The sequence below is a fragment of the Chitinophaga tropicalis genome, from assembly GCF_009758205.1.
Lineage (GTDB): Bacteria > Bacteroidota > Bacteroidia > Chitinophagales > Chitinophagaceae > Chitinophaga > Chitinophaga tropicalis.
In genome coordinates, this window is the sequence record NZ_WRXN01000007.1 from 80,329 (window position 1) to 95,931 (window position 15,603).

Sequence of the window (15,603 nt, forward strand, 5' to 3'; positions counted from 1 at the left end):
GTTAGGCTGACAATTTTTCTCGATATTTCATTTTGGTAGTGTACTCAGTTTGAGTTTTATATCATACTTAATGCGAAGGAACTGACCTTCGGTAAAAGCGATTTTTTGAGGGGCTTTTCTGGCCTGCGGCCGGCTGAGAATTTAAAATGGTGCGCCATATTCATTCCGGCGATACATAAGTTTAATTTTTCTGCTATACAGCAGGTGATGTGAAGGATAACCTCTTCCTGGAGCATGATCAGCCTGATTTCAGCGCTATCAGCACCGGTCCTCTTCCTTTTGAAACATTCATGCTGGTACAGGCTAAGCTGCAGCAGCAGGCTATCGTCCATCAATAGATATCAAAAAGATGCTGTTGTGCAGACCTTTTTGTATTCCTGCCTGGCAGCAAGCTGTTTTCCATCTGTAATATTTTGCTTAACCGGGGGCGGCAGGTAAAGATACCAGTATCCATGCCCTGCCGTACTCCTCTTACAAAACAATAGATCACGCCGCCAAACTGCTTTTCATAGTCGAAAGATGTTAAACGGCTTTCCAGGTATTTTTTTGCTGCCAGGGTGTAGATATAATACTGCAGATGATAGTTGTTTTCGTTCATGCCTGCTGCCAATGCTTCGGCGGTGTAATCTTCCAGTGTATTTCCCAGGTAATTTGATTTCCAGTCGAGGATATAGTACTTCCCTTCATGCTCAAAGAACAGGTCCATTTTCCCGTTCATAATACCTTCCAGTTCCTGTTCATTGAAACGGCGTACAATGATGCTGGCCTGCTCGTCAGATAGTCCGTTCAGTATTTCCGGCAGGAAGGAACGTACAGGGAAATCAAATTCAAATTCAGGGATACGCTTATGCCATGCTACGGCAGATAATTTAAAGGTAGTGCCGGCTATGTGGATATCAGTCTGCAATACGTGGTCCAGCAGTTGCCTGAGTAAGGGTGCGTATACTTCCTGCTGTCCTGGTACATAACGGCGAATAGCTGCTGTAAGCCATTTTTCCCAGCGGCTGTCTTCAGAGAAGTTGATGTTCTCAAAGATATAGTGCAGCAGGTTACCTGTTTTAGCGCCTCTGCGCAGTGTATGGAAGATAAATGTTTCGTAAGGGTCTTCCTGCTGTGGTGCGCGCCCACGGGGGGCATGTTCTGTTTTTGCCGCCAGCATGGTATAGCTCATCCTTCGCCAGTTCTGTTCTCTCAGTACAAACCTGACGGGCTGCTTTTGTATAGTTTTGGCGGGCATACGTATCTGCCAGCCTTCCATATCTTCAGGGGCCTGGGGCAGTTCAGCTTCAAACTCAATGATACCGGGCATAGGCCCTGCTGTTACCAATGTCTGCAGGAAAGTCAATAAGGTGGAAGATTTATGATAGCTATTCCGGTAAATAAAGCATTTGTATATGCCACGGGTAATAGCTACATATAGCAAGCGCCTGTTTTCCTGTTCTGCCTGCCGGATGTAGGAGGTCTTCTGTTCTTCCGTCATCCGTTTCTTCTCCACTCCTACATAATCGCCGGTATCCGGATCGCGGAAGCTGAAGAATTCAATGTATTTATTCTCTGTAAAGTCAAGGAAGGGCGCCATTACTATTTTGTATTCCAGTCCCTTGCTTTTGTGGATGGTCACTATATTCACGGCCTCTTCATCGCTCTCCATGCGTTGTTCATATTCATCTCCTTCTGTAGCCATGCCGTCAATACCTCGCTTCAGCCATGATACGAGTTCCGGCATGGACAGGTTTTTGCGGCTCTGTATCTGGTGTATCAGTTCTATGAGCTGGAAGAGGTTAGACAATATACGTTCTCCGCTTTCAGTATGTGCATGTAGTAGTACATTGCGCACATTGAAATGTGAAACGAAGTCCATCATGGCAGTATAGATACCATCCTGCTGCCAGCGGTCTTTATAGCCGCCAAAGCGGGCAAGGGTAGCTTCGTCGTCCAGCATCAGGATGGCATCCAGTTTCAGGCCTGTGAAAGGGGATAATAATGCCCGGTTGATAGATGAGCGCTCGGGCGACAGCATGGCTTCCATGAGGTACAGCAGGTATCCTGCTTCTTCTGATTGCAGGACTTTGGCATCGTCTACCGTTACGGCCGGAATGCCCAGTCTTGCCAGTTCTGCCTTCACTTCCCTGCCCTGCCGGCCGGTGCGCACCAGTATGCCGATATCCGAAGGTTTTACTGCGCGGTTGTTCTCTCCATCGCCAATAGTATATTCCCCGCTTCTGAGCAGCAATGCTACCTGCGCTGCCACACCTTCGGCTAACTGACCATTGTTGGATGCGTTGAAGATGCTGATGGGCGTATCCTGTGCAGCGCCTTTGTATAAAGACCCTTTGCTATTTTCTTCAGGGCTTTCTACATGGATATAATTGATGGCATTTCCTTCTCCGTTAAAATAGAATGTGTCAAAACCATCTGCCGGCAGGAAGAATTTATTCATTGCTTCTATGAACAAGGCAGATGAGCGGAAGTTTCTGTTCATGCCATAGACATGCTGCACGCTTGCCCTGGCTTTGAAATAGGTGAAGATATCAGCCTTACGCCATGCATAGATACTTTGTTTGGGATCTCCGATATAGAACAGGATGCTGCCGGTACCAAAGGCTTTTTCAAAGATCTCATACTGCAGCCTGTCAGTATCCTGGAACTCGTCTACAAACACGGCTTTGTACTTCTCCTGCATTACGCTGACCAGCCTGGGATTATCTTTTTCCACCAGTGCATTGTGCAGGTTGGTGATCATATCATCGTAGCTCAGCAGGTTGTTGCGTTTCTTGAAGCCCCTCACTCCTGCTGTGATGACTTCTATTGCAAGGCAGTACAGGCGGCTGATAACCTGTTGTACTATCTCTTTCCGCTCTTCGTTGGCAGCTTCTGTTTTAGCTACCAGTTCCAGGACTTCCGGGAATAGTTTAGTAATATAGGCAGCGCTTTTTTTCTCAATTAATGTGCTGATGAATTTTTCCGGTTCATCGATATATGGCAGCAGGTTCTTTTTGGCATGAGTATTCTTCTCACATACAGTTCTTATATCTTCCTTTTTATCTTCTACGTAGGCCAGCAAATCAGCTTCTGTCCTGCCCTTCTTTTCTTCGGCAAGGTCCAGCTGTTGCAGCCATTGCCCCTGCTCTTTGCCTGTGATGGAATAATCGCGCCCGGGTTGGTAAGCATAATAACGTTTACCTCCCATGTGCTCTTCCATTGCCATGGTGATGCTGGTCATCAGGTCAGGCTCCCAGATCTTTTCCAGCAGTTCAGCGTGTAATGTGGTAACATACTTACGCCAGAATTTCTGTACTTCTTCAGATATGAGCGCTTTGGTATCCTGGATCATTTCTGCACCAAACAGTTGATCTGTTTCAAATGCAAATTCATTCAGTGTTTTCTGGCAGAAGCTGTGAATGGTCAACACGGAGGTTTCGTCGAGGAACAGGACAGCGTCTTTTAGTTGCTGTCTTACGGGCTCAATACCGGCTCTATCTACAGCTTCTTCTACAATACGGAAGATGTTCGCATCCCTGATCTCATGCCCTAAGGTTACTTTATATGCTGTGCGGATAAAAAGGCGTACGCGTTCTTCCAGTTCTGCCACTGCCGCTTTGGTGAAAGTCACCATCAGGATCTCTTTCACAGAAAAGCCCTTTTCCAGCACTAACCTTAGTACGAGGATAGCGATGGAATATGTTTTTCCTGTACCGGCGCTGGCCTCAATAAGGTTGCTGTCCTGCAGCGGCACTGTAGCGGCGTCAAACTCCCTGTATGTTATATGTTCATTCATTAATATCAGTTATAATAACCCGGCACCAGTTCTGCCAGCGGCACCAGTAAATGTCCGCAGATCTGCTTATATCTTTCCAGCTGGGATTCTGCTGTAAAGAATCCATTTTCATATTCACGGGAGATATAAGGGTCGGGCACAAAGTCGCTCCTGTTGGAAAATGCCTTTTCTACCTTCTTAGTAAACTTGTCGAAGTCCAGCTCTGCAAGATCGGCAGGTTTAATATCCAGGTCAGGGTAGAAAGGCGAGATGCGTTCAAAGCCTTCGCTGTAGATCTTCACCAATGCAGATAGCCGTTGCCTGGCTTCTTCCTTTGATAATGGGATGGCATGATAGACTTCCCTGCGCAATGTACCGGAAATAAAGCTGAGCCCTGTCAGCAAACCCGCAGCTGTACCAGCCAGGTAACGGATATATGCTTCCATGAGGTATTTATCTTCACGTTTTGACCAGGACACCTGCACCAGCTTGTCATTGAACACGCTTTTGATGGTGCCTTTAAGCATGATACCGTCAAGGTCAAGCATGACCTGCAATACCTCTTCTTCCGCACCTCCGGTACATTCCTGGTAGCGGTCCCTTACAGGTCTTACTTCAGATTCTATTTGCTGCAGGGCAACATATGCCATATTTTTGAGTGGCAGCTTTCCTGTTTTCACCAGCCTTATTTTCATATTGGCGATGGCGTTAGTATCCATCTGCAGTAATTCATTCTTCAGGTTCCACTTCTGCAGGCTGTCCAGATGGAAGATCTCGGTATCGCTCAACAGTACCTGTTCATCGTGATAATAGATGCCCAGTACTTTGTTATAATATTCTTTGAAAGGATTTTTAAAGAAACGTACCAGTTCATCCAGGCTGATCTCATCTTTTACAACGGGCTCCATCACTTTTCCCTGTTTGGTAACGGGTGTTTCTTCTACCGGAGTGTTCAGGTAACTGTACAGCCGTTCATCCCCCATTTCATATTTACGGCTGAAGCCCTGTAATGGCTGTTTTGTTACCAGCTTGCTCCTTACTTCTTCCGGCCATTCTGCACCGGCCTCCACATAGTCCAGCAGTTCATCTACCAGTGCAGAGGGCGGCATGCGGCTGTTGTCTTTTGCGCTTTGGCCTACGTAACTGATGTAGAGGTATTGACGTGCGGAAAGGATGGTTTCCAGGAAGAGGTGCTTATCGTTGTCTTTTACGTTACGGTCGCCCCGCTGGCGGTTCTTTTCCATCAGGTTAAATCCGACGGGATGTTCCCTGCGGGGAAACTTATCATAGTCGAGCCCCAGCATAGCCACAACCTTAAAGGGAATACTACGCATGGGGATGAGAGAGCAGAAGGTAATGCCTCCATTCACAAAAAGCCCGGTGCGGGTAGTACCTGTCAGCGTTTGCAGGAAGTTATGGCTGAATACATCGAAAGCAACGGTATCGCTCATGTATTCATTCAGCAGGTTATAGTCTGTCAGCTGTTCCATGAGGGTATTGTAGTCCTCATCCATTTCTTCTTCCGGCTCGTATACCATGTTGTGCAGGACGTTCTCGATATAGGTCACCCATCCGGTGATGCTTCTGGCTTTCTTCCGTTCTTCCACAACATCCATCAGTACTTCTGCGAAGTGGCAGAAGCGGACCACTTCCAGGCTATCACTTCCTTCCAGCATATCCAGCGGGAAGAAGCTTTCTTCTCCTGTTCCGTATTCGGCACCACCGCTCATGCAGATGCCGTACATGATCCTTTTAATACCGTATTTCCAGCTTACCAGGTGTGTTTCGTCAGTATGCTCACCATAGATGCCGAAGCGGATATTAGCGGCGTCTACCACGCTGCGGATGAGCGGTACGTTGTTGATGTTGAACCGTTTCCTGATATAGCTGGAGTCCAGCAGCTGCAGCACTTCTTCTGCTTTGAAGTTCTCTTCATTCATTTTGAGGATGGCGTGCAGGGCGTTGAAGAGGTTATCGCTGTCGGCATAGCTTTCGTCAGCAATAGTATACCGGAACTGGTAGGGAGCGTTGTTGAATACGGCTTTGATATAAGGCGCGTATGCATCAATATCTCTTACCATTACGACAATATCGCGGGGAGATAATGTTTCTTTTCTTTTGTCAACAAGGTGAACGAGGTAGTTGTACAGTACTTCTACTTCGCGGGCAATGGTGTAGCAGTTGTTAATGGTGATGGAGCCATCCTCCACATCGTCGGGCATGATAAGGTTCCGGTCTTCCGAGGCGTTGGCGAATATGTCCTGCTGTATCTTATGCAGCAGGCTGTCTGCCTCCGGTATTTTGACGTCTATGCTGTCATACGCGTTGACGAAGGCATCGTATTTGAAAAAGAGCCCGAAGGTATCCTGGACTACCCTTCCCCACCCCATGAGCAGGGCATTACCGGCAACATCTGATTCAAGGATGGGCTGGCCTTTCAGTCGCCAGCGGGCCAGTTGCTTTTCGCTTCTGTCATCAAACCAGTAAAGTTCCGGGGAGGGGTTGATGATGTGAAAGTGAATATCTATGAAAGAAGACAGCTCGTGCAGGATCTGTACGTGATATGCTGTGATGATGGACAGGCCGAACAGGTGTACGGTATGCATGCGTTGCACCAGGGTGTCCTGCAGGAGCGGGTCTTTTAATGCTTCGAGGATATGTTGTCCTACTACTGTTTTATCTGGCAGCATGTTGCCGGATACTTTTTTGGCTTTACTCCAGAGGTATTGCTGCCATTCCGGGTCAGACAGCGGATCATCGGCAGCATCATTCCATTCCCTGATCATTTCGGGGCGGTAGATCTGGTACTGGTCGAAAAGGTCGGCCGTTCTTTCTGCCAGCGCCATTCTTTTGAGGTCGCTGTCAGGTTCTGTATGATGATAATAGGATGCTACTGATTCAAAGCGCTGGCGGAACTCTTCTTCTCCCAGCAGTTTAAAGAGCAGCCAGGTGAGGTTCCTGCCGGAGAGCATTTCTGAGTACTGGCCATCCATCAGGAAATAGATCTGGTGGATAAGATCGTTGGGTTTGAGGAAACGGCAATTGGCAGCAATACCGAGATATGCTGCCATCTGCAGTTTCAGCCAGTTGTTCATACCCTCTGTCTGGGTAACGATCAGATGTTGTTCAAACACCCGGCTATGTGATCTTTTAAGTACCTGTGCCAATTCCCGGGATAAGCTTTCCAGTGAGTTGGACACTTTCAGATATAATGCCATAATCTATTGCTCTTCCATAAAGCGGGCGCCGATGCCGGAAGCCCTTTCCACAAAACGTGCGGCCGTCTGCGACAATACATTGGCAGTGGCCTGAACGTATACTTTTTGTTTAGCCCTTGTTACGCCGGTGTACAGCAATTCTCTTGTGAGAATGGGTATATCCGCCGCTGTGGGTAATATGACCAGTACTTCCCTGAACTCGGAGCCCTGGCTTTTATGAATGGTCATGGCGAACACTGTTTCCGCCTCGGTGAGGTAACCGGGTAAAACGGCTTTAAGATCGCCATTGCTGTCTTCAAACCAGGCCATGAGCGTACCATCTTCATCATAGCGGATAATGCCGGTATCGCCGTTAAAAAGCCCATGTTCGTAATAGTTGCGTGTCAGGATGATGGGGCGGTTTTCGTAGAACGTTGCATTCACCCTGATCAGCCTTTTATCATGCAGGATCTTTTCAATATCCCTGTTAATAGCATAGAGGCCTTCGTCGCCATCGCGGATAGCGCAAAGGACCCGCAGATCGTTCATTTTCTGCAGGGCGGTGCGGATATCTTTTTCGACGATGAATGCGCTGTATCCTGTTACAAACTGTTCGAACATATCTTTGGAATATTCCTGGTCTATCATCACCTGTTCATCTGCCCCGGATATCAGAAAGCCCTGGAGCGCTTCCTGGTTATTGGCGATGATGGCCTTACTGAACTTGCCTATGCCTTTGTGGCCGGTAAACCGGTGACTGCGGCGCAGCTCTACCAGGTGCTGGAACAGCGGGTGGCTGGTATCTGTGGTGATCTGCGCAGCGGGAAGCTGCCTGCCGGGAGTGGTGATGAATGAATTGATCAACGCCACTCTTTCTGTGCTGAAGAGGTTCAGTGTGTCCTGTGCCTGGCAGAGATCTCCGAACAGGCTGCCGGCTTCTACAGAGGCAAGCTGGTCTTTGTCGCCCAGCAGGATAATGCGCGTATCGCGCCCTATAGCGTCCAGCAGTTTTGCGAACAGTGCCACGTCTATCATGGAGCATTCGTCTACTATCACAACGTCGTAGTTCAAAGGATTGGCAGCGTCGTGAACAAAGTAGGGGCTGTCTCTCTTTGATTTCAGCAGGCGGTGGATGGTGCTGGGAGAAAGCTCTCTGAACTTCTCTGTGATCTCTTCTGCTACGGGCAGGGTGGCATTCCGCAAGCTTTCTGCCATACGGGCAGCTGCTTTCCCCGTGGGAGCTGCCAACGCAACTTTGAGCTGCGGGTCCAGGAGGTAGAGTATGGCCAGTATCCTGGCTACGGTAGTTGTTTTCCCGGTACCGGGGCCGCCGGTTATGATGGTAAAGTTGTTTAATACGCCTGTGATGGCGGCAGCCAGCTGCCAGTCTGCCGGGTCACTGCTATCTTCTACCACTGCCGTATTAGCTGCGAACAGTCCGGCAATGAATGTGCGGTTTGTTTCCAGTGCAGCCAGTCTCTCTTTCATTGCAGCGTTCTCTGTTGCCAGGAATTGGCGGATACGGTGCAGGAAAGAAGTTTCATAGCGGAAGTAGCGTTGGAGATACAGCCTGTTTCCATAGAGGACAAATGGTTGCTGATCGCTGCCGTCTTTTGCTACCAGTGGAATGCGTTGCAGGGGGCCTGTGCCCGTTGTCATGTTCTCACAGAAAGCGGGCAGGTCTGGCGTCAGGTCTACCGGTTTGTCCAGGTGCAGGCAGATATGCCCTTCACTCAGCTTCCTGGACAAAAGGTAAGCGTATGGTTTCAGCGCAGGTATTTCAAAATACTCCGCAAACTGTTGATGGACGTCGTTTATAGTATGCATACTCGCTTTCACTGGTTCCGCTAAATTCCTACTTTTTTGCCTAAAGGGCGGATAGGAGTTTTCCCCCTTTTGGGGACAACTTATACCATCTCTATACTGGTTTAGTATCAACCCCTTATATATCCCGGAAGCATTTATCTGAGCAATATCAGCTGGTTAAATCCTCAGAATCAGTAGGATACCTGTTTTTCATCACCTTTTCGGTTCCTGGTCTGATCTAGGTTTGTGAGACCAAGAAACCAAATCACATTTATGAAAAAAGTACTATTATTCAATGTTCTATGTTGCCTCAGTTTATCAGTATTTGCCCAGCAGAAAGGGGAATGGCGTGCGCGTTTGAGAGCTACTGCGGTAATTCCTGATGCCAGCGCCACTATCAGCACTATTGGCGGCAGTGCTGATATCTCCAATACTGTTATCCCTGAACTGGATTTCACTTACTTCCTTTTCAACCGGGTATCTGCCAACCTGATACTGGGAACTACCAGGCATAAAGTTACTGCTACAGGTACTGCACTGGGGGATGTAGATCTGGGGAAGGTATGGCTGCTGCCTCCTACCCTCACGTTCCTGTATCATCAGCCTGTGGGTAAGGGTATTTTACCCTATGCAGGTGCAGGTGTGAACTATACTATTTTCTATGGGGTAAAAGAGGGTCCTGCCATTGCTGATATTTCCTATAAGAATCAATTCGGGTTTGCTACCCAGCTGGGGGTTGATATAGATATCAGCAAGAAATGGTTTATCAATATTGATGCGAAGAAGATCTGGCTGAAAACGGAGAATACGGTGACTACAGTGCCGGAAGTGGCTGGAGGGGCTACTGTACATGCGGATACGAAGATCAATCCGTGGTTGCTGAGTGTTGGGGCCGGATTTAAGTTTTAAGGATACATATGAAGCAGGAGAAGTCCTGCTGAACTTCAAATATGGTGATACACAAAACAATGAGCTGCTCTTTCGCGCAGCTCATTGTTTTTGGTTTAAAATTGTTACCTGGCAGGATCCTGCCATGATCAATACAGGAACATCGAATGAACATAGAAGGAACCATGGATATGATGTGGATGTGATGTGGACATGAGGTGGACTTCCGCTATAATCATTGATAACCAATCAATTAAAAACATCATATTCAGCCGGAAAATTGCAATTCAGGCGTCCTACACAGCCAATATCTTATCCGGTGTTATGGGCAGTTCCCTGATCCTTTTACCTGTGGCATGATACACTGCATTGGCCACGGCGGCAGAGAAGCCTATCAATGCTATCTCTCCCATACCTTTTGAGCCCATAGGATTAATAATGGGATCAGGTTTGTCTATGAAGATAGTTTCAATATGCGGTACATCTGCACTTACGGGCACATGATAGTCTGCCAGGTTGTTATTCACGAAACGGCCGTAACGGTGGTCGATAATCGCTTCTTCTGTCAATGCCATACCAATTCCTCCTGTCACACCTCCTATCATCTGGCTGGCTGCTGTTTTGGGGCTGACGATGCGACCTGAATCTGCCACTGTTACTACACGCTTCACACGTACAACGCCTGTTCCGGGATGCACATGTACTTCTGTAAAATGAATGGAGAAGGAGTACATGGAATACTTCTGTTGTTCAGCGCCTCCTTTCGATTCCTTTGTTACTTCCAGGTAAGGCTTTCCGTCTGCAGCCAGTACGTCTTTGATGTTACCTTTGACAGCGCCGTTCTCAAAGGACAGTCCTTTAGCCGCCATCATCTCTTTCAGTGCCGTACATACATCATATACAGCAGAACCAACTGTGGAGACTGTAGCGGAGCCACCCTGGCTACCGGAAGGAGGTAAAGAGGAATCTCCCAGTTCGAAACGGATCTTTTCTATTGGTAAACCAGTCACCTCATGTGCAATCTGCACCATAGCAGTACCGGTACCGGGGCCAATATCGGCAGTAGCACTTTGTAGTACCAGGGAGCCATCGCCATTCAATTGTGCCCTGCAGGTAGAGCCCCCGCGATAGGCGCCAAATACGCCTGTGCTCATGCCATATCCTACGAGCCAATCCCCTTCTTTCATAGAACGGGGCTGGCGATTACGTTTGAACCATCCAATCTTTTCAGCTCCCAGCTGATAAGCTTCTTTCAGGTGATTGCTGGAAAATGGCTTATTTCTCTCAGGGTCTGTTTCTGCAAAGTTGAGGATCCTGAATTCTACCGGGTCCATGTTCACTTTATACGCCATTTCATCTATAGCAGATTCCAAGGCAAAAGCACCGGTAGCTTCTCCGGGGCCACGCATCCAGATAGGTACGCCTCTGTCAAGCGGTACAATGCGGTATTTGGTAGTAACGTTAGGGCAGGCATACATGAACCTTGTCATTCTGACTGTGGCTTCAGTAAAATCTTCATAGCTGGCGGTTTCCCCTATGGCTTCATGATACATGCCTGATAACTTTCCATCTGCAGTAGCGCCCATGCTGATGTGCTGCAATGTGTAAGGGCGATAACCTACCATGGTGAACATCTGCTGCCGGGTCATTACCAGTTTTACAGGACGTTTCAGTTTTTTTGCGGCCGCTATCACCACTATATCCTGTGGCCATGTACGCAATCCCATTCCGAAGCCGCCGCCTACAAATTCGGAGTGCACCTGTACGTTTTTTTCTTCCAGTTTGAAAGCAGCAGTTATGGTTTCCTGCGTATCTTTTACCCCCTGGGTTTTAGTCCATACGGTCACTTTATCTTCTCCATCCCATAGGGCCAGCACTCCATGCAGCTCCATAGGGTTGTGTACTTCTATGGGTATTACATAATCTGCTTTCAGTGTAACCGGAGCAGTGCTGTGTGCGTTTGCATCACCACGGGAGTAGTCGCCCAGGCGGGAAGGCATATGTACTTCAGTCTTATGTTTTGCGAGATCTGTCTTATGCGCTTCTTTTTTGTAGATAGTCTTTACCAATGTAGCGGCGTATTGTGCACGCTCCAGTGTGTCAGCTATTACCAATGCTATAGGCTGACCGTTGAACAGTATTTTGTCGCTGCCCAGGAGACGCAGTTTCTCTCCACCGGAGGAAGGTTTGCTGTTATCGGCAGCCCATCCCGGGATGGCGGGCATGTTGAGATGTGTAAGGACAGCCAGTACGCCGGGAGCTCTTTCTGCCTGTTTTGTATCAATACTGGTAATAGAGCCACGGGTAATGGTGCTGGTGACCATTACGCAGTGTGTCATACCTGGTACTTCAATTTCAGCGAAGTATTTAGCCGCTCCCGTTACTTTGGCCCGACCATCGACACGGTTGATAGGCTTATTCTGGATATCGTTTTTCATGGAGTTAGTTTTTATACCCTGCCGGAAGCTGTTTTCAGTGCTTCCACGATAGTATTGGGAGCGAGGGTGAGTTTGAAATCATTACCGCCGAAAGATCTTGCACCTTTCATTGCTGCTTCAGCGGCTTTACGGAAAGTATCTTCCGTAGCAGGCTGTCCTTTCAGGACTGCTTCTGCCTCCGTAAGCCGCCAGGGTTTATGCGCCACGCCTCCCATTGCCAGCCGGGCTTCGCGGATGTTACCACCGGAGATATCCAGTGCAGCGCCTACTGATACCAGGGCAAAAGCGTAGGATGCACGATCGCGTACTTTCAGGTAATGTGCATGATCTGCCAGTTTATTGAAGGGAATATCCACAGCCATGATCAATTCTCCGCGCTGGAGGGTGTTGTCTTTCTCCGGGGTGGTTCCCGGTAAACGGTGGAATTCGCCAAAGGGAATGGTCCTTTCTCCTTTGGGGCCAGCTATGAGAACGGTGGCATCAAGAGCCGTCAGGGCTACACACATATCGCTGGGGTGTACAGCAATGCACAGTTCACTTGTACCAAAGATGGCATGCATACGGTTGAAGCCTCCCAGGGCGCCACAGCCCCTGCCGGGTTGTCTCTTGTTGCAGGGCAGGGCCAGGTCGTAGAAATAGTGGCAACGGGTGCGTTGCATCATATTACCGCCTACGGTTGCCATATTACGCAGCTGCGGGGAGGCGCCTGCACTCAGCGCCTGTGATAACAGCGGGAAGTGTTTCAATATAAGTTTATCTTCTGCTACCACAGAATTTTTTGCCAGCGCTCCTATGCGGAGGCCTGTTTTGGTTTCTTCTATTGTAGCCAGTGGCAGGGCGTTAATGTCGACCAGTCTTTCAGGACTGGTCACCCCGCTTTTCATCAGGTCTATAAGGTTGGTACCACCGGCCAGGAACATGGCTGTTTTATCTTTCGCCAATGCAGCAATGGCTGTGTCTTTGGTAGAGACCCTTGTGTAAGTGAACTGGTTCATACTTTTTTCCCTCCCTGTTTTACGTCCATAATAGCGTCAACAATGTTGGAATATGCACCACAGCGGCAAATATTACCGCTCATATATTCCCTTATTTCTTCGGGCGAGTCAGCGTGTCCTTCCCGGATGCAGCAAACGGCTGACATGATCTGGCCGGGCGTGCAGTAGCCGCACTGGAAGCCGTCATGGTCAAGGAAGGCCTGCTGCATGGGATGCAGCTCTTCTCCGTGGGCCAGCCCTTCTATAGTGGTCACCTGCTTCCCTTCTGTGGTAACAGCCAGGGTAAGGCAGGAGTTGACACGTTGTCCGTCTATATGTACTGTACAGGCCCCACATTGTCCATGATCACAACCTTTCTTGGTGCCTGTCAGCTGCAGACGTTCCCGCAACAGGTCCAGCAGGGTAACACGGGGCTCTATTTTCAGGTTTTGCTTTACGCCGTTGATGGTTACATTCAGCGGCATTTGCTCGATAGCGGCTGCAATCTTTTCGTCAAGCCCTTCTTCAGCTGCTTTCACCACAGCATTTGGCGCAAGGGCTATTGCAGTGATGAGAGAGGACTGCTTGAGAAAGGACCGGCGTGAAGTGCCGGAGGTATATTCCTCTGCATTTTTAAGTTGGTCGCTCATAAAAACAGGTTATTGAATAGTAAAAAGTACAGTAATTGCCACCAAAATTATACCGGCGGCACAGGAAAAAGTTACTTCTTATTTAGATAGTAATCGCTATATAAAATGATATACAACGAGGCTTTCGGGATAAGGGGGTGTTATCCGATAACACCTAATTTCTTTAACCGCATGGCAATGGCACCGTTTGAGCGGTTAAATACCTTTGCCAGGTAGGGTACTGGTCTTCCTTCATTAAAGAGTTGTTCCAGCCGCCTGTCGTCGGATGGTGTCCAGTTAGTATTGGCATTCTGTTTTTTCTCGCCATCGCCGGCGTAAGCGTAGGTGCTGATCTTTTTCCCTTTGGGTGTTCCTTTCTGTGCTACGGGAGCTGCTTTGACGCCTGTCAGTATCTCTTCGGGGATATACAGGTGTTTGCGGGCTCTTGTAATAGCTACATATAACAGGTTGATCTCTTCATTTAAACGGGCCAGTACTACCGGGTCCCTGCCTTCGGAAAGTTTGAGCACTTTATCACGGCTCATGAAATCGCCGGCCAGTGTTACTTCATCATATTCCATGCCTTTGCAGCGGTGTACGGTAGAAAAGATCATATCAGCTTTTTCTTTGTCGTCATGGTCCAGGTGGCTATCCTTTAGTTTTTTGATATAACCGGGTATTTTCACGCCGTATTTTTTCACTACTTCCACGAGCATGCCCATCTGTGTTTCACCTGCGCTTTTGATATAATCTTCCAGCTCATCCATACTGCTCATACCGGCGATGGTTTTGTCACGGATACGGTCTCTGTCTCCCGTATGCAGGTTGAGGATATCATATATGCTGGCGCCTTCACCGGCGTAGGTATAGCTCTCTATCCTGCCTTCGAAATAAAGGCTCCTGATCTCTTTCTTTTCTATCAGCAGTTCTATCGCTTTTACCAGCAGGCCGGCGTTGGTGCGTGCAACAACCGCCCTGGTTTTTCCTTTGCCTGTTTTGCCGTGACCGGTGATCTTCAGTTCCAGCTGATCACTGTAAAAATTTTTCCAGTTGATGACATATGTGGCAAGATCTGCAATGTCCTGGTCAAACCGGAAACTGTTTGTAAGTGTGAAGAAGGGGAAATTTACTTTTTCGAGTGAGTTGACAGCGTAACGCCAGGCGTAGATCTGCTGATGAGTATCTCCTACCAGTACCTTTGTAGCTGGTTGGGACATGAATACGTCCAGCATAGCGCCGGAGGCGTCCTGTCCTTCGTCAAACAGGATCACGTCGAATGGCAGGATAGGTTTGCTCAGCTGGAATTTCTTCAGGTAAAAATCGTGTGTAATAGGTATTTCCCCTTTATTCATTTTATCGAGGAACAACCTTGTCTGATGCTGGATATCTTTTTTATATTTTGTAGCAAATTCTTTAGCTTCAGTATCTGTTACAGTCTCTTCATAATCGAGGTCCTGTACTTTTGCCGGAGCGCTGTTACAGAAATATGAAAGGTAAGCGTTGATATGATTGGCTAAGATATATTCTGTGTGTTTTCCCCTGAGGCCTCTCAGGTTCAAAATATCTACGATCTCGGGGACTTTATATCCTTCTGACTTCAATGTATATCCTGAACCTCTTACAATGTAAGAGAAAGCAAGTGAGTGGGCTGTTTCAACCCGCACGTGATCCAGGTTCTTTTCTGCAAATTTCTTTTCTGCTTCGAGTTTAACCGTTTTGTTGAAGGCAAGGTATAAAATACGTTGTCCTTTACGGGACTTTGCGTATTCTATTAATGTGGTGGTTTTGCCGGCGCCTGCAACCGCTACGATCTTGATGTTTCCGCTGCTTTTAATAATAGCGGCCTGTTCCTGGGTCAGATTCATGGGGCGAATTTACGGTAAGAAATGATAATCAAATTTCCAACCCATACAA

The 15,603-nt window shown here is 48.0% G+C and carries 9 protein-coding genes; 2 read left to right on the top strand and 7 right to left on the bottom strand.

Translation table 11 applies throughout. The features are described 5' to 3' along the window. Nucleotides 1-209: 209 nt before the first annotated feature. Complete coding sequence (locus tag GO493_RS31265) at nt 210-338, top strand: hypothetical protein (protein ID WP_262885970.1); 129 nt, start codon at nt 210-212, stop codon at nt 336-338. On the opposite strand, the gene recB is transcribed toward GO493_RS31265, so the two are convergent. Genes recB through recD form a run of 3 tightly spaced genes read right to left on the bottom strand, consistent with a single transcriptional unit; the run spans nt 332 to nt 8,781 of the window. Continuing rightward, entirely contained in the window at nt 332-3,778 is a 3,447-nt protein-coding gene (gene recB, locus GO493_RS16995; RefSeq protein WP_157307418.1) for an exodeoxyribonuclease V subunit beta, read from the bottom strand. The genes GO493_RS31265 and recB overlap by 7 nt on opposite strands. Nucleotides 3,779-3,783: 5 nt before the next feature. Continuing rightward, complete coding sequence (recC, locus tag GO493_RS17000; protein WP_157307419.1) at nt 3,784-6,975, bottom strand: exodeoxyribonuclease V subunit gamma; 3,192 nt, start codon at nt 6,973-6,975, stop codon at nt 3,784-3,786. A gap of 3 nt (nt 6,976-6,978) precedes the next feature. After that, a complete protein-coding gene (gene recD, locus GO493_RS17005; RefSeq protein ID WP_157307420.1) occupies nt 6,979-8,781 on the bottom strand; it encodes an exodeoxyribonuclease V subunit alpha in 1,803 nt (600 codons plus the stop codon). A 252-nt stretch (nt 8,782-9,033) separates the two neighbouring features. On the opposite strand from recD, the gene GO493_RS17010 reads away from it, so the two are divergent. Beyond that, nucleotides 9,034-9,669, top strand: coding sequence for an OmpW/AlkL family protein (locus tag GO493_RS17010; RefSeq protein ID WP_157307421.1), 636 nt, complete (start codon nt 9,034-9,036; stop codon nt 9,667-9,669). Nucleotides 9,670-9,944: 275 nt separating this feature from the next. Here GO493_RS17010 and GO493_RS17015 read toward each other — a convergent pair whose 3' ends face one another. The 4 genes from GO493_RS17015 to GO493_RS17030 form a co-directional block, all read right to left on the bottom strand. Beyond that, nucleotides 9,945-12,086 (bottom strand): xanthine dehydrogenase family protein molybdopterin-binding subunit, encoded by a 2,142-nt coding sequence (locus tag GO493_RS17015; RefSeq protein ID WP_157307422.1) that lies wholly within the window; start codon nt 12,084-12,086, stop codon nt 9,945-9,947. Nucleotides 12,087-12,097: 11 nt separating this feature from the next. Beyond that, on the bottom strand, nt 12,098-13,081 hold the full coding sequence (locus GO493_RS17020) for an FAD binding domain-containing protein (RefSeq protein ID WP_157307423.1): 984 nt from the start codon (nt 13,079-13,081) through the stop codon (nt 12,098-12,100). After that, nucleotides 13,078-13,710 carry a (2Fe-2S)-binding protein gene (locus GO493_RS17025; RefSeq protein ID WP_157307424.1) on the bottom strand — a complete coding sequence of 211 codons (633 nt, stop codon included), beginning with the start codon at nt 13,708-13,710 and terminating at the stop codon, nt 13,078-13,080. Before GO493_RS17025 ends, GO493_RS17020 begins: the two co-directional genes overlap by 4 nt. Before the next feature lie 140 nt (nt 13,711-13,850). Then, nucleotides 13,851-15,554 carry a 3'-5' exonuclease gene (locus GO493_RS17030; RefSeq protein ID WP_157307425.1) on the bottom strand — a complete coding sequence of 568 codons (1,704 nt, stop codon included), beginning with the start codon at nt 15,552-15,554 and terminating at the stop codon, nt 13,851-13,853. Nucleotides 15,555-15,603: the final 49 nt, after the last annotated feature.

What these genes read in the sequence shown, in the direction of transcription:
- GO493_RS17030 (WP_157307425.1), bottom strand. Translation starts at nt 15,554, where the DNA reads ATGAATCTGACCCAGGAACAGGCCGCTATTATTAAAAGCAGCGGAAAC.
- recD (WP_157307420.1), bottom strand. Translation starts at nt 8,781, where the DNA reads ATGCATACTATAAACGACGTCCATCAACAGTTTGCGGAGTATTTTGAA.
- recC (WP_157307419.1), bottom strand. Translation starts at nt 6,975, where the DNA reads ATGGCATTATATCTGAAAGTGTCCAACTCACTGGAAAGCTTATCCCGG.
- GO493_RS17020 (WP_157307423.1), bottom strand. Translation starts at nt 13,081, where the DNA reads ATGAACCAGTTCACTTACACAAGGGTCTCTACCAAAGACACAGCCATT.
- recB (WP_157307418.1), bottom strand. Translation starts at nt 3,778, where the DNA reads ATGAATGAACATATAACATACAGGGAGTTTGACGCCGCTACAGTGCCG.
- GO493_RS17025 (WP_157307424.1), bottom strand. Translation starts at nt 13,710, where the DNA reads ATGAGCGACCAACTTAAAAATGCAGAGGAATATACCTCCGGCACTTCA.
- GO493_RS17015 (WP_157307422.1), bottom strand. Translation starts at nt 12,086, where the DNA reads ATGAAAAACGATATCCAGAATAAGCCTATCAACCGTGTCGATGGTCGG.
- GO493_RS17010 (WP_157307421.1), top strand. Translation starts at nt 9,034, where the DNA reads ATGAAAAAAGTACTATTATTCAATGTTCTATGTTGCCTCAGTTTATCA.